The organism is Spirillospora sp. CA-128828 (assembly GCF_050945415.1).
In the GTDB taxonomy this organism is placed as follows: domain Bacteria; phylum Actinomycetota; class Actinomycetes; order Streptosporangiales; family Streptosporangiaceae; genus Spirillospora.
The window spans coordinates 3,684,791-3,702,951 of record NZ_CP191986.1; the positions used below are offsets into that span (position 1 = coordinate 3,684,791).

Sequence of the window (18,161 nt, forward strand, 5' to 3'; positions counted from 1 at the left end):
CGGGGTCGTTATCGCGTCCCCCGGTTCGCGAACTGCAGGACGGTGGAGACGTTGCTCTTGTCGACGAAGTAGGGCCCGGTGGCGGTGGTCTTGCCACCGCCGATGACGTTGCCGTTGGTCTTGTAGAGCCACAGGGAGTCGACGGCGAGGTAGCCCTGCAGGTACGGCTGCTGGTCGACCGACCACTCGACGTCGCCGTTCTGCACGGCCTTCACCAGCTCGGTGTTCATGTCGAAGGTGGCGACCTTGGCGTCGCTTCCGGCGTCCTTGACCGACTGGACCGCGGTGAGGGCGAACGGCGCACCCAGCATGATCACGCGGTCGATGCTCTTGTCCTCCTTGAGCTTGGCGGCGACGGTGGACCGCACCGACGGCATGTTGGTGCCGGTCACGTAGAGCTTGGTCGTCGTGCCGGTGAAGCCCTTGGCCACACCCTCGCAGCGCGCCTCAAGGGCGACCTGTCCCTGCTCCTGCGGCACGCACAGGACGTGCTTGGCACCTTCGGCGGAGAGCCGTTTGCCGGCGCTCTCTCCCGCAAGATGCTCGTCGGAGCCGAAGTACTCCAGCGCGCCGGCCTTCTGCCAGTCGTCCAGCCCGGAGTTGAAGGCGACGACCGGAATGCCCGCGGCCTTGGCCTTCTGCACCGCGCCGGACAGCGCGGAGGGCTTGGCGAGGGTCACGGCGATGCCGTCGACCTTGCTGTCGATGGCGTTCTGCACCAGGGTGGCCTGCTTGCCGGCGTCCGGGTCGGCGGAGTAGACGAGCTGGACGTTGTCCTTGGCGGCCGCGGCCTGGGCACCCTTGCGGACGATGTCCCAGAACGTGTCGCCGGGAGCCTCATGCGTGATCATCGCGACCTTCATGCGCGGTGTGTCGGCCTTGCCCGCCCCCACCGCCTGCCCCTCGTCCTGGGCCTTCTTGCCGCCGGTGCTACTGCACGCGGCCGCGGCGGTCAGGACGGACACCGCCAGAAGGGCGGTCCCCACCGCTCGCTTGGTTCTCAGCATGGGCGTCTCCATCTATCGCGTTCGCTGCTGTTGGATGTGGGCCCGCCGGCCGTGCCCGCGGGCGAAGGTGATCTGGAGTTCGACTCGGGCTGCGTGTACCGGGTCCGACCGCAGGGTGTGGTGTGTCGCGGGCGCTCACGGGTCACGGAGCGTTCCCGGTTAGAGCGCTCTAGTTCCGAGGTCCGCCGGATCGGGGTGCTATACCTGGTGAGTTGTTCGAGCTGAGGGTCATAGAGCGCTCTAGTGCCATCACTATGATGAGGGTCACAAGAGCATGTCAATACATATGCGGCAAGTTGGTCGCAATGTTCGATGCGAAGGGGGCGGCCTTGACCGGGCGATCCGCGAGAGGCGGCGGCGCGAAACGGCCCACGCTGGAGGATGTAGCGGCGCGGGCCGGGGTGTCCCGTGCGCTGGTGTCGATCGTCATCCGGGGGGTCGCCGGCGCCAGCGAGGAGACCCGGGAAAGGGTGCTCAAGGCGGCCGACGAACTCGGCTACCGGCCGGACACGCGCGCCCGGCTGCTCGCCCGCAACAGCCCGCGGCTGCTCGGCGTGACGTTCAACGTGCAGCACGCCTTCCACACCGACCTCATCGAGGGGATCTACGCCGCGGCGGACGATTCCGACTACGAGGTGGTCCTCAGCGCCCTGACCCCACGCCGCGACGAGCGCCGCGCCGTGGAGACCCTGCTGGGCTACCGTTGCGACGCGCTCATCATGCTCGGCCCCGAATCTCCCGCGACGAGGCTGGACGAGCTCGCGCGGCGGGTGCCGCTGATCGCCGTCGGCCGCCGGCTGCGGGAGCCGTCGATCGACCTGGTGCACACCGACGAGGAGGCGGGGATGCGCCAGGCGGTCGACCACCTGGTGAAGCTCGGGCACCGGGACATCGCCCACATCGACGGCGGCCGCAGCCCGAAGGCGACCGACCGGCGGCGGGCCTACCGGGCCGCCATGCGGCGGCACGGCCTCGGCGGCAGCGCCCGGATCGTCCCCGGAGGTCAGACGGCCGAGTCCGGCGCGACCGCCGCGCGGCTGCTCCTGGACGGGGGGGAACCGCCCACCGCGGTGATCGCCTACGACGACGACTGCGCCGCCGGGGTGCTCGACTCGCTCCTGCGGGCCGGGGTCTCGGTTCCCGGGGACGTCTCCGTCATCGGCTTCGACGACAGCCGGCTGTCGCGCCTGTCCCACGTCAACCTCACGACCATCGGCCAGGACGCCGGCCGTATGGCGAGCCTGGCCGTGGAGAGGGCCGTCGCGCGGCTGTCCGGCGACGGCAGGACCGACCGGGACTTCGTCATCAGCCCCCACCTGGTCGTCCGCGGCACCACCGCGTCCTGCCGGACCTAGCGCCGGCGGTCTTGACAACCCTCGGTGAGCGGGCTCATAGTCGGGAAACTAGAGCGCTCTAGAAGCGTGATGGATCACAGCGGGCCGGGGCCATGGGAGGTCACCACGTGAACAGTGCGGGGCGCGGGGAAGGCGGACCGCCGCCGCCCGGGGACGTCGAGCCGTTCGACGTCCTGACGATGGGGCGCGTCGGCGTCGACCTGTACCCCCTGCGGACCGGGGTGCCGCTCCAGGACGTCGACAGGTTCGGCAGGTTCCTCGGCGGCAGCCCCACGAACGTGGCCGTGGCCGCGGCGAGGTACGGCCGCCGTTCGGCCGTGATCACGAAGACCGGCGCGGACCCGTTCGGGACCTTCGTGCGCCAGGCGCTGACGGGCTACGGCGTGGACGCCCGGTTCGTCGGCGAGTCGGACGGTCTGCATACGCCGCTGACGTTCTGCGAGATCTTCCCGCCGGACGACTTCCCGCTGTACTTCTACCGGGCTCCCAAGGTCCCCGACCTCGACATCGCACCCGGGGAGCTGGACTTCGAGGCGATCGCGGAAGCCCGGATCTTCTGGGTGACGGTCACCGGCCTGTGCACCGAGCCGAGCCGTTCGGCGACCCTGGCCGCGCTGGAGGCACGGGAAGGGCGCGGGATCACCGTGCTCGACCTGGACTACCGGCCGATGTTCTGGGACTCGCGGGAGCAGGCGGGCGCCTGGGTGCGCAAGGCGCTGGAACACGTCACGGTGGCGGCCGGCAACCTCGACGAGTGCGCGACGGCCGTGGGCGTGCGCGACCCGTACGAGGCCGCGCGGGCGCTCCGCGAGTGCGGCGTCTCGCTGGCCGTGGTGAAGCGCGGCCCGGACGGGGTGCTGGCGGTCGGCGACGCCGGGCCGGTGGAGGTCCCGCCCGTGCCGGTCGAGGTCGTCAACGGACTGGGGGCGGGCGACGCCTTCGGCGGCGCACTGTGCCACGGGCTGCTGGCCGGCTGGGACCTGGGCCGCACGATCTCGTTCGCCAACGCCGCCGGGGCGCACGTCGCCGGCGAACTGGCCTGCTCCGACGCCATGCCGACCGAGGAGCAGGTCCTCGCCCGGCTCCGTGCGGCGCACGGCGAGACGACGAGGCGGGTGGACCATGCGTGACCGGCTGCGGGACATCATCGACACCCGGGCGCACGACCCCGGCGCGATCGAGCGGGGCGCGAGCCCGGTCATGAGCGCAGACGCCGAACTGCACGTGCGGGCGGGGCAGACCGCCGACGGTCCCTTCGCGGCGGTGATCACGCCCGAGTCGGCGGGCTGGGGCTACTCCGGGCTGCGCGTGCTGGACCTGCCCCCGGGCGGATCGCACACGATCGACACGGGGGACGCCGAGCACCTGGTGCTTCCGCTGTCCGGCGGCTGCCGGGTGGAGTGCGAGGGCCGGACCGTGGACGTGGCCGGCCGCGAGCACGTCTTCGACCGCGTCACCGACTTCGTCTACCTGCCGCGCGCCGCCGAGGCGGTGATCAGCAGCCGGGACGGCGGCCGGTTCGCCCTGCCGTCGGCCCGCTGCGAGCACAGGCTGCCGGTGCGCTACGGCCCGGCGGAGCAGGTGCCCGTCGAGCCGCGCGGCGCCGGGAACTGCAGCCGGCAGGTGAACGGCTACTGCATGCCGGACGGCTTCCCCGCCGACCGGCTGCTGGTGTGCGAGGTGCTGACGCCCGGCGGCAACTGGTCGTCCTATCCGCCGCACAAGCACGACGAGACGCGCGAGGGGGAGAGCCGCCTTGAGGAGATCTACTACTTCGAGATCGCCGCTGGTCCCGCCGGGCCCGGGGTGGCATACCAGCGGGTCTACGGGACGCCCGGCCGTCCCCTGGACGTGCTCGCCGAGGTGCGGGACAGGGACGCGGTGCTGATTCCGCACGGCTGGCACGGCCCGTCCATGGCCGCTTCCGGCTACGACCTCTACTACCTCAACGTGATGGCCGGGCCGGCCCCCGAACGGGCGTGGCTGATCTGCGACGACCCGGCCCACGCCTGGGTGCGCGGCACCTGGGACACCGCGACGCTCGACCCGCGCGTGCCGCTGACCTCCGCGGGCGGTCCCGTCCGGAAGGAGGCCTGAGCCCGATGGACTCGATCAGGCTCACGACGGCGCAGGCACTCGTCCGCTTCCTGGCCCGGCAGTGGAGCGCGCGCGACGGCGTCGAACAGCGGCTCATCCCCGGCGTCTGGGGCATCTTCGGGCACGGCAACGTCGCCGGCATCGGCCAGGCGCTGCTGCAGTCCGCGCACACCGAGGACGTCGACCTTCCGTACTATCTGGCGCGCAACGAACAGGGCATGGTGCACGCGGCGAGCGCGTTCGCCAAGATGCGGAACCGCATGGCCGCCTTCGCCTGCACCGCGTCGACCGGCCCCGGCTCGACGAACATGATCACCGGCGCGGCGCTGGCGACCACCAACCGGCTGCCGGTGCTGCTGCTGCCGAGCGACATGTTCGCGACCCGCGTCCCGGATCCGGTCTTGCAGCAATTGGAGGACGGCCGGGCCGGGGACGTGTCGGTGAACGACGCCTTCCGTCCGGTGTCCAAGTACTTCGACCGGATCAGCCGCCCCGAGCAGCTCATCCCGGCCGCGCTCGCCGCGATGCGCGTGCTGACCGACCCGGCGGAGACGGGTGCGGTCACCCTCTGCCTGCCGCAGGACGTCCAGGCCGAGGCGTTCGACTGGCCGGTCGACTTCTTCCGGCGCCGGGTGTGGGGGGTGGCCCGCCCGGCGCCGGAACCCGAGGAGATCAGGTCGGCGGCGGCGCTCCTCCGCTCGGCGCGGCGGCCGCTGATCGTCGCGGGCGGCGGCGTGGTGTACTCCGAGGCCACCGAAGAGCTGCGGCGCTTCGCCGCGGCGACCGGGATCCCGGTCGCCGACACGCACGCCGGCAAGGGCGCGGTGCCGTGGGACCATCCGTGCGCCGTCGGCGGCATCGGCGCCACCGGCACCGCCGCCGCCAATGCGCTGGCGGCCGAGGCGGACGTGGTGCTCGGCATCGGCACCCGCTACAGCGACTTCACCACCGCGAGCCGCACCGTGTTCGGCGACCCCGGCGTCACGTTCGTCAACCTCAACGTGACGCGGCTGGACGCGGTGAAGAACTCGGCGCTCCCGCTCGTCGCTGACGCCCGCCGCGGCATCGACGCCCTGGCCGCCGAACTGACAGGCTGGGAGGTCGACCCCGCCCATCGGGAGCGCACCCGGCGGCTGGCGGGGGAGTGGCGGCGCGCGACCGAGGAGTGCCACCGCCTCGGCCACGGCCCGCTCCCGGCGCAGACCGAGATCCTCGGCGCGCTCAACGAACTGGCCGGGCCCCGTGACGTGGTGATCAACGCGGCCGGGAGCATGCCCGGCGACCTGCAGATGCTCTGGCGCGCGTCCGACCCGAAGGCCTACCACGTCGAGTACGCCTACTCCTGCATGGGCTACGAGGTGGCCGCGGGCCTCGGCGTCAAGATGGCCGATCCCGACCGCGAGGTGTTCGTGCTGGTCGGCGACGGGTCGTACCTGATGATGGCGCAGGAGATCGTCACCATGGTCTCCGAGGAGATCAAGGTGGTCGTCATCGTGGTGCAGAACCACGGGTTCGCCTCGATCGGCTCGCTCTCGGAGTCCCTCGGCTCCCAGCGCTTCGGCACCCGGTACCGCTACCGCGATCCCGGCAGCGGCCTGCTCGACGGCGATGTGCTGCCCGTCGACCTGGCGGCCAACGCCGCGAGCCTTGGCGCCGACGTCATCCGGGCCAACGGCGTGGAGGAGTTCCGCGCCGCGATCGCGAAGGCCAAGGCGGCCGGCCGCACCACCGTCGTGCACGTGGAGACCGACCTCCTCGGCCCCAACCCGCCCGGGTCCGGCTGGTGGGACGTGCCGGTCGGCCAGGTGTCGGAGCTGGAGAGCACCCGCCGGGCCTACGAGACCTACGCCGCCGCCAAGAAGGCCCAGCGGCACTACCTGACCCCGCCCACGAAGGAGACGACGTGACGACCATCGAGCACTGGATCAACGGCTCCCCGGCGCCGGGGACGTCCGGGCGGTACGCCCCAGTGTGGAATCCGGCCACCGGGCAGAAGCGGGCGCGGGTGTGGCTGGCGGGGGCATCCGATGTGGACGCCGCCGTGTCCGCCGCGAGCGCCGCGTTCGCGTCCTGGCAGGAGACGTCGCTGTCCCAGCGGACGCGGATCATGTTCGCCTTCCGGGAGCTGCTGGTCCGGCACGAGGACGAGCTCGCCGAGATCGTCTCCGCCGAGCACGGCAAGGTGGTCGACGACGCCCGGGGCGAGATCGTCCGAGGCCGGGAGGTGGTCGAGTACGCCTGCGGCATCGCCGAGGCGCTCAAGGGGGGCCACTCCGACCAGGTGTCGCGCGGGGTCGACGTGCACACCCTCCGGCAGCCGCTGGGCGTGTGCGCCGGCATCACCCCCTTCAACTTCCCGGTCATGGTGCCGCTGTGGATGCACCCGATCGCCATCGCCGTCGGCAACACCTTCGTGCTCAAGCCGAGCGAGCGGGATCCCTCGGCGTCCGCGCTGATCGCCCGGCTGTACGCCGAGGCCGGACTGCCCGACGGGGTCTTCAACGTCGTGCACGGTGACAAGGAGGCCGTGGACGCCGTCCTCGACCACCCCGGGATCGCCGCGGTCTCGTTCGTCGGCTCCACCCCCATCGCCCGGTACGTGCATGAGCGCGCCACCGCGGCGGGCAAGCGCGTACAGGCGCTGGGGGGCGCCAAGAACCACGCCGTCGTGCTGCCGGACGCCGACCCCGAGTTCGCCGCCGCCCACCTCACCGCCGCCGCCTTCGGGTCGACCGGTGAGCGCTGCATGGCGGTCTCGGTCGCCGTCGCCGTCGGGGACGCCGCCGATGCGCTGGCGACCGTCCTCGAACGGAAGGCACGGGACATCCGCGTCGGCCCTGGGAACGTTCCAGCCAGCGACATGGGACCGCTGGTCACACGGGCGGCCCTGGACCGGATAGAAGCGGCGGTCGGGGCGGCCGCCGCACAGGGCGCCACCGTGGTCGTCGACGGGCGCGGACTGAAGGTGGACGGCCACGAGGAGGGCTTCTTCACCGGGCCCTCGGTGCTGGACCACGTCACCCCGGAGATGGACGCCTACCGGGAGGAACTGTTCGGCCCGGTGCTGGCGATCGTCCGCGCCGCCTCGCTGGACGAGGCGATCGCGCTGGTCAACGCCAACCCCTACGGGAACGGCACCGCGATCTTCACCGCGGACGGCGGCGCGGCGCACCGGTTCCAGCGCGAGGTGAGGGTCGGCATGATCGGCGTCAACGTCCCGGTCCCGGTGCCGATGTCCTACTACTCCTTCGGCGGCTGGAAGGACTCGCTGATCGGCGACAGCCCGATTCACGGTCCTGAGGGCGTGCGGTTCTACACCCGCCCCAAGGTCGTCACCACGCGCTGGCCGCACGCCCACGGCTCCGCGTCCCCCGCCGCCTTCAGCTTCCCGACCGCAGGCTGAGCCTGCCCTCCCGAGAAGGAGCAGCACGATGACGACGATCTCCGGCCCGGACGCCGCCCGCACCGTGGCGGGCAACCTCTGTCTCGGCTCGGCGCCCGACTCGTGGGGCGTCTGGTTCCCCGAGGACGAACGCCAGGTCCACTTCACCCGCTTCCTCGACGAGCTCGCACAGGCCGGATACCGGTGGCTGGAGCTCGGGCCCTACGGCTACCTGCCCACCGACCCGGAACGCCTTGCCGAGGAGGTCGGCTCGCGCGGGCTGAGCGTTTCCGGCGGCACCACCTTCGGGGCCCTGCACCGCCCGGACGAGTGGCCCGCGATGCTCGCCGAAGTGCGCCGGGTCACCGGGCTGGCCGCCGCCTCGGGCGCCCACCACCTGGTGTTCATCCCGCCGATGTTCCGTGACGAGAAGACCGGTGCGTTCACGGAGGAGCCCACGCTCACTCCCGGCCAGTGGCGGGGGCTCACGGCCGCGGCGGACGAGCTGGGCAAGATCCTCCTGGAGGAGCACGACGTCCGGCTCGTCGTCCATCCGCACGCCGACAGCCACATCCAGACCCAGCCCGAGATCGAGCGACTCCTCGACGGCACCGACTCCCGCTACGTCAACCTGTGCCTGGACACCGGCCACGTCGCCTACGGGGGCGGCGACGCCGTCGACCTGATCCGCCGGTACGGCGAGCGCATGGGCTACGTGCACATCAAGCAGATGGACCCGGACGTTCTCGTCCAGGTCGCGACCGAGGACCTCGGCTTCGGCGAGGCGGTCCGGCGGGGCGTGTGCGTCGAGCCTCCGGCGGGCGTGCCGAACCCGGCCGACGTCATCGCCGAGTTGTCCACGCTCGACGCCGAACTGTTCGTGATCGTCGAGCAGGACCTCTATCCGTGCGAGCCGGACGTCCCGCTCCCCATCGCCAGGCGCACCCGCGACTACCTGGCCGGCCAGGGACTCTCCGGCGGCGGCCGTCCCCGGACGCACCCACACCACTGATCGGACAGGAGAACGCGATGCCCTTGCGCGTCGGAGTGATCGGGGCCGGAATGATCGGCCAGGAACACACCCGCCGGCTGACGACCGTCGTCACCGGCGCCGAGGTGGTCGCCGTCACCGACCTGGCGGCCGACCGCGCCGGACTGCTCGCCGCCGAGGCCGGTGCCCGGCCGCACACGTCGGGTGCCGAGGTGGTCGCCCGTCCCGATGTGGACGCCGTGCTGGTGACCTCATGGGGACCGACCCACGCCGAGTACGTGCTGGCCGCCGTCGCGGCCGGCAAACCGGTGTTCTGCGAGAAGCCGCTCGCCACCGACGCGGCCGACTGCCTGCGCATCCTGCGGGCCGAGACCGCGCACGGCCGCCGCCTGGTCCAGGTCGGGTTCATGCGCCGCTACGACGACGCCTACCGGCGGCTGAAGCGGCTCGTGGACGCCGGCGACATCGGCGCCCCGCTGATCGTGCACTGCGCCCACCGCAACCCCACGGTCCCGGTGTCCTACACCTCCGAGATGGCGATGCTGGACACCGCCATCCACGAGGTCGACGCGCTGCGCTGGCTCCTGGACGAGGAGATCGTCTCGGCGCAGGTGCTCACCCCGCGTCCGACCCGGCGGCGGTTCGACCATCTCCAGGACCCTCAGATCATGCTGTTCGAGACCTCCGGCGGCGTCCGCGTCGACGTGGAGGTCTTCGTCAACTGCCAGTACGGCTACGACATCCGCTGCGAGGTCGTCGGCGAGACCGGCGCCGCCCGGCTGCCCGACCCGGCCCGGCCCGCGGTGCGCCTGGACGGGCGGGAAGGCGTCGCCGTCGTGACCGACTGGCGGGAGCGGTTCGGCGACGCGTTCGACGCCGAGATCCAGGCATGGGTGGACGCCGCCTCGGCGGGCACGGCCACCGGCCCCTCCGCCTGGGACGGCTACGCGGCCACCGCGGTCGGCGACGCGACCGTGGAGGCGCTGAAGACGGGGGAGATCGTCCCCGTCGACATGGAACCGCGTCCGTCCTTCTACACGGGAGCGCAGAATTGAAGATCGCCCTGGACCCGTACATGTTCCGCGCACTGCCGATCGCCGAGACGGTCCGCACCGCGGCCGACATCGGCTACTCCTACATCGAACTGTCGCCCCGCGGCGACTTCATGCCGTTCTTCCTGCATCCCAGGGCCGATGACGACAAAGTCGCCGAACTCAAGACGGCCCTGCGCGAGACCGGCGTGGAACTGTCGTCCATCCTTCCGCTCTACAGGTGGTCCAGCCCTGACGAGGCCGAGCGGCAGGCGGCCGTCCGCTACTGGAAACGCATGATCCAGGTCGCTGTCGAGCTGGACTGCACGCTGATGAACTCCGAGTTCAACGGCCGCCCGGAGCGCGCGGCCGAGAGCGAGGCCGCGTTCTGGCGGTCGATGGAGGAACTCCTGCCGATCCTCGAACGGGAGGGCATCGCGCTCAACCTCGAGGCGCATCCCGACGACTTCTGCGAGGTCAACGAGCCCGCCGTGGACTTGGTCAGGGCCATCAACAAGCCCTGGGTGAACTACCTGTACTGCGCCCCGCACACCTTCCATCTGTCTGGCGACGATCCGGGTGCCGACATCGCCTCGATGCTGCTCTACGCCGGCGACAAGCTCGCCCATGTGCACTTCGCCGACTCGTTCAACCACAAGGGCTCCTCCGGTCTGCGCTACATCCTCAACCCGCCGGGCACCCCGGCCCGCATCCACCAGCACCTCGACATCGGCCAGGGCGAAGTGGACTGGGACGCCCTCTTCGGCACGCTCCGCGACGTGAGCTTCGACGGCGTCGCCACGGTCTGTGTGTTCGCCTGGGAGGAACGCGCCCGCGAGTCCGCAACCTTCATGCTGGAACGGATCTCCAAGGAACTGACCGCGGCCGTCAGGCCGGTGGTGAGAACGCCCGGGCCGCTTCGGCCAGGTCGGCCTCGGTGAACGGCGCACCAGGGAACCGGGACAGGCGCACCAGGGGGATCGCCCGCATCATGCGGCCATGCGGCCCGTCCAAGAGTCTGGCGCCCATCCGCGTGCCTTCGAGGCGCTGCCTGAGCCACCGCCCGGCCGCGGGATGCGCCAGGAAGTCCTCCGCGGTCGAGTCGACGCCGAGCGGGGCCGGCGTCTCGTCACCGGAGAGCACGACGGTCCCCGACAGACGGATGTCGCGGCTGGACGCGCCGACGCGCAGGCCGAACTCGCCGCCCTCCACGACCCAGGCGCCGCGGCGGGTATGGCCGCTGCCGGTATCCCAGTACGCGAAGGCGCGGGAGCCGAGTTCGAGGGTCACGGTCTTCGCCTGGCCGGGTTCGAGGGCGACGCGGGCGAAGGCGCGCAGTTCCTGCTCGGGGCGGTAGGCGGATGCCTGGGGGTCGGTCACGTACAACTGCACGATCTCGGCCCCGGCGACCTCACCGGTGTTCTCGACGGTCAGGCGCACCAGGACACGCGGCCTCGCGCCGTCTTCGAGCACCTCGGTCTCGAGCCCCGAATAGGCGAAGCTCGTGTACGACAGCCCATGGCCGAAGGGGTAGGACACCTGAAGCCCATGCGCGTCGTACCAGCGGTACCCGATGAGCAGGCCCTCGCCATATCGCACGACGCGGTTCTCACCGGGGAAGTTGCCGACGGTGGGGTTGTCTTGGAAGCGCATCGGGATCGTCTCGGCCAGCTTGCCGGAAGGCGAGGCGACGCCCAGCAGCAGATCGGCGATGGCGGCGCCGCCCGCCTGGCCGAGCAGCCAGCCCTCCAGCACGGCCTGTGCCTCGTCCTCCCAGTCCGAGACCGTGACCGCCGAGCCGTTCGAGAGCACCACGACGACGCGTGGATTGGCCGCGGCGACGGCCCGGAGCAGCGCGACCTGGTTGGCGGGCAGATCCATGTGCTCGCGGTCGTAGCCCTCAGACTCATAGGAGGGCGGCAGGCCCAGGAACACAACGGCGACGTCGGCGGCCGCGGCCGCGCGCACGGCCTCGTCGACCAGCGCCGGGTCCGTCGCCAGCGTCTCGATCGCGAAACCGGGGGCGAACACCACCTCGCGCGTGCCGTCCAGCGCGGCGTGCAGGCTGTCGAGGGCCGAGTCGACACGGGTGGGGTCGACCTGCGACGAGCCGGCACCCTGGAAGCGCGGGGAACGGGCGAACTCGCCGATGACCGCGACCGGGCCCCTCGCGCCCGGATCGAGCGGCAGGACGCCGCCCTCGTTCTTCAGCAGCACCGCGCTGGCGAGCGCAGCCTCGTGGGCGAGGGCATGGTGCGCGTCGGCGTCGAAACCGTCGAGCGGCTCGCGGGCCTGCGCCTTGGCGACCAGGCCCAGCATGTTCGCCACGGCGTGGTCGACGTCGGCCTCGCTCAGCGTGCCGGCGCGCACCGCATCGAGAACGGTGCGGCCGCCGACGCCGCCCGAGGCGGGCATCTCGAGGTCCAGGCCCGCGGCGACCGCCTTGTCGCGCTCGTTGACGGCGCCCCAGTCGGAGACCACGAGGCCCTCGTACCCCCAGTCTCGGCGCAGCACGTCGTTCAGCAGCCAGCGGTTCTCCGAGGCGTAGACGCCGTTGATCTTGTTGTACGAGCACATCACCGTCCACGGCCGGGCGCCGGTGACGACCCTCTCGAACGCGGGCAGGTAGATCTCGCGCAGGGTGCGCTCGTCGATCTCGGCCGAGACCGTCATGCGGTCGGTCTCCTGGTTGTTCGCCGCGAAGTGCTTGACCGACGTGCCGACGCCCCTGCTCTGCACGCCCTCCACCATGGCGGCGGCGAGTTCGCCCGCGAGCGCGGGGTCTTCGGAGAGGTACTCGAAGTTGCGGCCGCACAGCGGGGAGCGCTTCATGTTCACACCCGGGCCGAGCAGCACGGCCACCTCGGCGGCGCGGCACTCGTCGCCGAGCGCCGCGCCCACCCGCCGCATGAGCGCCGGGTCCCAGCTGGAGGCGATGCCGGCCGCAGGCGGGAAGCACGTGGCCGGCACCGACGCGTTCAGGCCCAGGTGGTCGGCGCTCGCCGCCTGTTTGCGCAGCCCGTGCGGGCCGTCCGTCACCATGATCGCCGGCACGCCGAGGCGCTCCACGGGCTGCGTGTGCCAGAAGTCCGAGCCGTCCAGCAGTTCGGCCTTCTCCGCGAGGGTGAGCTCGGCGAGGATCGCCTGCACGTTCAGTCGATGGGTGACGTCGGTCATGCTCGCTCCCTGCTGTGGTCAGCGGCTCAGCCCCTGGTAACGACGGACCGCCAAGGGTAGGAAGACCGCCGTGATGGCGACCGGCCAGACGATCGCCATCAGCATGGCGTGCTGTTCGATCCACGTGTCGCCGGCCGCCACAGGATTGCCGAACAGCTCGCGGGAGGCCGTCACCGTGGCGGACACCGGGTTCCACATCGCGATCGTCCCCAGCCAGTGCGGCATCAGGGACGGAGCGACGAACGCGCTGGAGATCATCGCGAAGGGGAACGCCACCGCGAACAGGCTGCCGGCCGCCTCCTCGTTCGGCACCAGGAGCCCGAGCAGGACGCCGATCCAGATCAGCGCGAAACGCAGCAGCAGGAGCAGGCCGAAGGCCCCGAGGGTCCCCGGCAGGCCGCCGTCGGAGCGCCAGCCGACCGCCAGCGCCGTCAAGGCCAGGACGACGAGGTCGAGGGTCGCGCCGATCAGGTCGCCGACGCCGCGCCCCGTGACGACGGCGGACGGCGACATCGGCATGGACCGGAACCTGTCGGTGACCCCGCGTGCGCTGTCGTACACGACGACATAGGCGGTGTTCATGAAGCCCATCGCCATTGTCATGCCGAACATGCCCGGCATCAGGAACGTGCGGTAGTCGCCACCGCCGGGCACCGACATCGCGCTCCCGAAGACATAGCCGAACAACAGCACCGAGACGATGGGGAACCCGAGTTGCCAGGCGATGTTGCTCGGCTGCCGGACGTAGTGCGTCAGGCCTCGCAGGACGATCGTCCAGCAGTCCGCGACGGCCCAGTAGAGCCGCCCACCGAGTCCGTCGTCGGCCGTCTTGCCTTGGACGGTCACGCTTCGACCCCCGCCTTCTTCCTCGGTGCCTCGTCCTCGGTGTGGTGTCCGGTGAGGCGCAGGAACACCTCGTCCAGCGTCGGCCGCCGCAGCCCGATGTCCTCCACGGCGATGCCGTCGTCCTGCAGCGTGCGGGCGACCTCGGTGAGCGCGGCCACCCGTTCGGCGACCGGCGCGTGCACCCGCGCCGCCGCCACGTCGGTCTGCGGCTCGGCGGACGCGACGCGGGCGACCACGGCGGCCGCCGCGGACAGGGTCGCGGGGTCGCGCACCACCACCTCGATCCGGTCCCCGCCGATCAGTCGCTTCAGCGACTCAGGGGGGCCGTCCGCGATGACCCGGCCGCGGTCGAGGACGGCGATGCGCCCGGCCAGCTGGTCGGCCTCGTCCAGGTACTGCGTCGTCAGCAGGACGGTCGTGCCCCGCGCGACCAGCGACCGGACGGACCGCCACACCTCGTTCCGGCCGCGCGGATCGAGCCCGGTGGTCGGCTCGTCCAGGAACAGCACGTCCGGTGCCAGGATCATGCTGGCCGCGAGGTCGAGACGGCGGCGCATCCCGCCGCTGTACTCCTTGAGCCCCTTGTCGGCCGCCTCCACCAGGTCGAACCGCTCCAGCAGCTCTTCGGCCCGCTGCGCCGCGCGCTTCTTGCCCAGATGGAACAGGCGCCCGAACATGCGCAGGTTCTGCCGTCCGGTGAGGACCTCGTCCAGTGCGGCATGCTGCCCGGCCAGCCCGATCCGCCGGCGCACCTGCCGGGCCTGCGCGGCGACGTCGAGCCCGGTGACCTCCGCGCGCCCGCCGTCCAGCCGGACGAGCGTGGTCAGGATGCGCACGGCCGTGGTCTTCCCCGCTCCGTTCGGGCCGAGCAGACCGTAGACCATGCCCTTCGGCACCGCCAGATCGAAGCCGTCGAGCGCGCGTTTCTCCCCATAGTCCTTGCGGATCCCCTCGGCGAGGATCGCGTTGTCGGGCATGTGGCCTCCTGTCCCCTGACCCTACTTCGCGTACAGCATACGCGAATTTGCGTACACCATGCCCTAAGTGTGTGCCCGGCACAGCACTCCAGGGCGATAGCGTCTGAGCGTGCGCGCAGCAGGTGCCGCATCCGAAGGAGCAGGACGAACGATGACGACGGAGCACGGCGACGGCCGCGACCTCGGGCGGAGCCTGAAGTTGCTGTGGGGAGACCGGATCCGGCCGCCCCGCGGACGGCCGCCCACGCTCAGCCTCGGCCGGATCGTCGCCGCGGCCGTCGAGGTCGCCGACGAACTCGCCGAGACGGAGGGACTCGAAGCGCTGTCCATGCGCCACATCGCGACCCGCCTGGGCGTCGGGACGATGACGCTCTACCGCTACGTCCCCGGCAAGAGCGAACTGCTGGACCTCATGCTCGACCACGTCATCGACGTCCCCGAGCCGGAGCAGGACGAGCGCCTCGGCTGGCGCGAGATCCTCACGGCCGACGCCCACCACCTGTGGCGGCTGTGCATGGACCACCCCTGGTACCCGTTCGTCGACCAGAGCCGTCCGCTCCTCGGCCCCAACGCCATGCGCGGGCTGGACCGGTTCCTCGGCCGGCTGCGCCCGACCGGCGTGGACGACCGGACGCTCCTCATGTTGATCAGCGTCCAGAACGACTATGTGGAGGGCGTCGCCCGCCGCTACGTCAACGAGCGGCGCGCCGAGCACCGGACCGGCGTCAGCAACGAGGAGTTCTGGGCCGCCCAGGCACCGACACTAGAGAACGCCCTCGGCAGCGGCGACTTCCCGACCATGGCCGACCTCGCCGTGAACACCTTCGACTTCTCTTACGAACAGCTCTTCGACTTCGGCCTGAACAGGCTTCACGACGGATTCGCCTCAATCTTCGACGCGCCGGAAGGCCGACCGGGTCAGAGTTCCCGGTGAATGCCCATCCGGCGGACAGCCGCGACCGCACCGCCGATCGAGAGGATCAACACCAGCCCGGCGATTCCTCCCGCCACGACGAGCAACTCCGTGTTCTGCGGAGGCTTCTCCTCGGACGTGGCGGCCACGGGTCTGGCCGAGGTGCCCGGTACCTGCCCGCCCGGTGTGCGCCCGCCTGGAGCGGTGGCGCCCCCGGTGCGCGCGGGCGTCGCGCCGCGATCCGCCGGTCGCGTGCGGGCGGCGCTGAACGTGATGTCGGAGCAGGAGTAGTAGGTGTCGGGCGTGTCCGAGGTCTGCCAGACGGTGTAGATCACGTGCCGTCCCGTCTTGCCGCGGGGAAGGCGGCCGGCGAAGGCGTACGCCCCGTTCCGCCGCGGCGGGTCCGTCACCTCAAGGAACGGCTTGGATTCCAGCGACGCCCAGGTCAGCGGTCGGGTGGGCTGGTAGCCGTCGCGGGTGACGTAGAGCCGGAGGCCGCCCCGGTGCGGGATCGACACCCGGTAGCGGAAGGTGTGGCGGGCGCCGGCCGTCAGCCGGGTCGCGGGCCAGTCCGCACGCGCCAGGTCCAGCCCGCGGAACCGCTCGATGCCCGCACTGCACAGCTCGCCGTCCGGGATCATCTCGCGGTCGCGGCCGCGCACGTTCGGTACTCGCAGTTCGTCCCACTCGGCGAGCGCCGCGCCGCTCAACCTCGCCGCCGCCCGGCAGGCGGCGCTCGCCCGGCCGGCGCCACGACCGGGTTCGCAGCCGGTCGCGCGGCTCCCCGGGTTCTCGAGCGCCCCGTGCGCCCTGGCCGGTGCGGCCGGAAGGGCCATCCCGAACAGGATCCCGAGCACGGTCGCGGCGGCCGGTACACGAGCGCCCACTCCACTGCCCCCTTAGGTCGGAAAACTCTCAGGAGTACGCGCCCCCGCCCACGAAGGGTTCACATGTCCACCAGCGCATCGCGCTGCGGGGTCGCGGGTCAGTCTCCAGATGCGCTCTGCGTGGGCAGGACGGGTTTCCTGCGGAGGACCAGGAGGGCCGTGTCGTCCGTCAGCCTGCCTCGCGTGTGCTGCTGCAGTTCGTAGCGGAGGGTCCGCGCCACGTCGTCGGGCGGGACATCGCCCAACGAGACCAGACGCTCTTCCAACGGGAAGAAGTCGCCGGACGGGTTCCGGGCCTCGGTGACGCCGTCGGTGCACAGCAGGAGCGTGGCGCCCTGAGGCAGGTCGAACCATCTGACCGTGCGCGGTTCGGGATCGAGGGAGGCCAGCCCGAGCGGAACGGACGCCTCACCGAGGGAGACCCGGGCGGGCCGCTCTCCGTCCAGCAGAAAGGGAGGGACATGCCCGCAGTCGATCGCCTGAACCTTCGTCCCGGAGCCGACGTTCAGGACGAGCGCGGTGACGAAACGTTCATGCTCTCCCGCATGTACGGCGAACGAGTTGTGCCGCAGGACCGAATTCTCGAGAGCGTTCACGACGGCGGTGAGCGTGGGCTCCGTGAGGGCCGCTTCGCGGAAGGAGTTGAGCACGGCGAAGGCGGCGCTGATGGCGGGCAGGCCCTTGCCCTGGACGTCGGCGATGAACACGCGGCTGCCGAACGGCGTCGCCACGACCTCGTACACGTCGCCCCCGACCTGGTTGTCCTCCTCGACGGGCTCGTACAGGCCATGGACGACGAGCTCGTCGGTGACGAGGGGGAACGGATGGAGGATCTGGCGCTGCAGGGCGGCCGCCGCGGAACGCAGCCGGACGATCTCCCCTTCCCTGCGGACACGCTGCACCGTCTGGGCCAGGCTCAGCCCGCTCAGAATGACGGCGAAGGCGATCACGCTCGTGTACGCCGCGACCGTTTCCACGGGGCTGCGGAGCAGGGCGGCGATGATGACAAGGGTCGTCCACGCGGCCGCGACCGCGGTCTGCCGGACCGTCCCCCGTCCGGCGATCAGGGTGGGCAGGAAGACGAGGAACGGGGCCAGCCTCGTCTCCCTGCTGAGGACGACACCGGTCACCGCGAGGGCGGCCGTGATCCCGACGAGCCAGAGGATCACGGCCGGCCACGAGAGAGGGGCGCTTCGCCGGCCCTGCCTCGTAACGACGTGCGGACCGTCCGGATCGTTCGAGGTGCGCACCCTCGCTCCCGCCCTCCCCACCCTTCACCGGGACGCGCGCCCAGCGAAATCAGCCAATCACGTGATCATTACACCACGGACAGTAACGATCTTCCTAGCCCCCCGCCTTCGTCTCGGCGGGATGGTCCGCGCACCTGCGTGCACAACCGATGATTGTGACCTTGTGGCGTGTTGATTGTTGGACACTGCCGCTTGCCTTCGGGTCGAATGCCTGAGTTCGCGAAGGGACATACAACCGGAAGGCGTGG

General features: G+C 71.4%; 15 protein-coding genes. 9 read left to right on the top strand and 6 right to left on the bottom strand.

Annotated elements, in window-relative coordinates:
• Positions 1-8 precede the first annotated feature (8 nt).
• Complete coding sequence (locus ACQPXG_RS18205; protein WP_433468887.1) at positions 9-1,007, bottom strand: sugar ABC transporter substrate-binding protein; 999 nt, start codon at positions 1,005-1,007, stop codon at positions 9-11.
• A 329-nt stretch (positions 1,008-1,336) separates the two neighbouring features.
• Between ACQPXG_RS18205 and ACQPXG_RS18210 the strand changes: the two genes are divergently transcribed.
• The 8 genes from ACQPXG_RS18210 (at position 1,337) to ACQPXG_RS18245 (ending at position 10,804) form a co-directional block, all read left to right on the top strand.
• The gene (locus ACQPXG_RS18210; protein WP_433468888.1) at positions 1,337-2,362 is read left to right on the top strand and encodes a LacI family DNA-binding transcriptional regulator; all 1,026 of its coding nucleotides are present in this window, start codon (positions 1,337-1,339) and stop codon (positions 2,360-2,362) included.
• 107 nt (positions 2,363-2,469) lie between these two features.
• Complete coding sequence (iolC, locus tag ACQPXG_RS18215; protein ID WP_433468889.1) at positions 2,470-3,492, top strand: 5-dehydro-2-deoxygluconokinase; 1,023 nt, start codon at positions 2,470-2,472, stop codon at positions 3,490-3,492.
• Between the two features lie 70 nt (positions 3,493-3,562).
• Entirely contained in the window at positions 3,563-4,459 is an 897-nt protein-coding gene (iolB, locus tag ACQPXG_RS18220; RefSeq protein WP_433469989.1) for a 5-deoxy-glucuronate isomerase, read from the top strand.
• A 5-nt stretch (positions 4,460-4,464) separates the two neighbouring features.
• Complete coding sequence (gene iolD, locus ACQPXG_RS18225) at positions 4,465-6,366, top strand: 3D-(3,5/4)-trihydroxycyclohexane-1,2-dione acylhydrolase (decyclizing) (protein WP_433468890.1); 1,902 nt, start codon at positions 4,465-4,467, stop codon at positions 6,364-6,366.
• On the top strand, positions 6,363-7,862 hold the full coding sequence (locus ACQPXG_RS18230; RefSeq protein WP_433468891.1) for a CoA-acylating methylmalonate-semialdehyde dehydrogenase: 1,500 nt from the start codon (positions 6,363-6,365) through the stop codon (positions 7,860-7,862). The genes iolD and ACQPXG_RS18230 overlap by 4 nt, the downstream gene beginning before the upstream one ends.
• 28 nt (positions 7,863-7,890) lie before the next feature.
• Positions 7,891-8,853 carry a TIM barrel protein gene (locus ACQPXG_RS18235; RefSeq protein WP_433468892.1) on the top strand — a complete coding sequence of 321 codons (963 nt, stop codon included), beginning with the start codon at positions 7,891-7,893 and terminating at the stop codon, positions 8,851-8,853.
• 17 nt (positions 8,854-8,870) lie between these two features.
• On the top strand, positions 8,871-9,887 hold the full coding sequence (locus ACQPXG_RS18240; RefSeq protein ID WP_433468893.1) for a Gfo/Idh/MocA family oxidoreductase: 1,017 nt from the start codon (positions 8,871-8,873) through the stop codon (positions 9,885-9,887).
• Positions 9,884-10,804 (top strand): sugar phosphate isomerase/epimerase family protein, encoded by a 921-nt coding sequence (locus ACQPXG_RS18245; protein WP_433468894.1) that lies wholly within the window; start codon positions 9,884-9,886, stop codon positions 10,802-10,804. Before ACQPXG_RS18240 ends, ACQPXG_RS18245 begins: the two co-directional genes overlap by 4 nt.
• Here ACQPXG_RS18245 and ACQPXG_RS18250 read toward each other — a convergent pair.
• The 3 genes from ACQPXG_RS18250 to ACQPXG_RS18260 are packed head-to-tail and all read right to left on the bottom strand — an operon-like array spanning position 10,752 to position 14,863.
• Entirely contained in the window at positions 10,752-13,040 is a 2,289-nt protein-coding gene (locus ACQPXG_RS18250) for a glycoside hydrolase family 3 C-terminal domain-containing protein (RefSeq protein WP_433468895.1), read from the bottom strand. The genes ACQPXG_RS18245 and ACQPXG_RS18250 overlap by 53 nt on opposite strands.
• 18 nt (positions 13,041-13,058) lie before the next feature.
• The gene (locus ACQPXG_RS18255; RefSeq protein ID WP_433468896.1) at positions 13,059-13,886 is read right to left on the bottom strand and encodes an ABC transporter permease; all 828 of its coding nucleotides are present in this window, start codon (positions 13,884-13,886) and stop codon (positions 13,059-13,061) included.
• Positions 13,883-14,863, bottom strand: a complete 981-nt coding sequence (locus ACQPXG_RS18260; protein WP_433468897.1) for an ATP-binding cassette domain-containing protein — start codon at positions 14,861-14,863, stop codon at positions 13,883-13,885. Before ACQPXG_RS18260 ends, ACQPXG_RS18255 begins: the two co-directional genes overlap by 4 nt.
• Positions 14,864-15,014: 151 nt before the next feature.
• Between ACQPXG_RS18260 and ACQPXG_RS18265 the strand changes: the two genes are divergently transcribed.
• Positions 15,015-15,797 carry a TetR/AcrR family transcriptional regulator gene (locus tag ACQPXG_RS18265; protein WP_433468898.1) on the top strand — a complete coding sequence of 261 codons (783 nt, stop codon included), beginning with the start codon at positions 15,015-15,017 and terminating at the stop codon, positions 15,795-15,797.
• Here ACQPXG_RS18265 and ACQPXG_RS18270 read toward each other — a convergent pair.
• Both ACQPXG_RS18270 and ACQPXG_RS18275 read right to left on the bottom strand, forming a co-directional pair.
• Positions 15,782-16,663: a lytic polysaccharide monooxygenase auxiliary activity family 9 protein gene (locus tag ACQPXG_RS18270; RefSeq protein ID WP_433468899.1), complete on the bottom strand. Its 882-nt coding sequence runs from the start codon at positions 16,661-16,663 to the stop codon at positions 15,782-15,784. The genes ACQPXG_RS18265 and ACQPXG_RS18270 overlap by 16 nt on opposite strands.
• A gap of 98 nt (positions 16,664-16,761) precedes the next feature.
• Positions 16,762-17,832 carry a PP2C family protein-serine/threonine phosphatase gene (locus ACQPXG_RS18275; protein WP_433468900.1) on the bottom strand — a complete coding sequence of 357 codons (1,071 nt, stop codon included), beginning with the start codon at positions 17,830-17,832 and terminating at the stop codon, positions 16,762-16,764.
• Between the last annotated feature and the right edge of the window lie 329 nt (positions 17,833-18,161).

Coding starts and splice junctions, on each gene's coding strand:
- ACQPXG_RS18205 (WP_433468887.1), bottom strand. CDS start 1,007: ATGCTGAGAACCAAGCGAGCGGTGGGGACCGCCCTTCTGGCGGTGTCC.
- iolB (WP_433469989.1), top strand. CDS start 3,563: ATGAGCGCAGACGCCGAACTGCACGTGCGGGCGGGGCAGACCGCCGAC.
- iolD (WP_433468890.1), top strand. CDS start 4,465: ATGGACTCGATCAGGCTCACGACGGCGCAGGCACTCGTCCGCTTCCTG.
- ACQPXG_RS18235 (WP_433468892.1), top strand. CDS start 7,891: ATGACGACGATCTCCGGCCCGGACGCCGCCCGCACCGTGGCGGGCAAC.
- ACQPXG_RS18240 (WP_433468893.1), top strand. CDS start 8,871: ATGCCCTTGCGCGTCGGAGTGATCGGGGCCGGAATGATCGGCCAGGAA.
- ACQPXG_RS18250 (WP_433468895.1), bottom strand. CDS start 13,040: ATGACCGACGTCACCCATCGACTGAACGTGCAGGCGATCCTCGCCGAG.
- ACQPXG_RS18260 (WP_433468897.1), bottom strand. CDS start 14,863: ATGCCCGACAACGCGATCCTCGCCGAGGGGATCCGCAAGGACTATGGG.
- ACQPXG_RS18265 (WP_433468898.1), top strand. CDS start 15,015: ATGACGACGGAGCACGGCGACGGCCGCGACCTCGGGCGGAGCCTGAAG.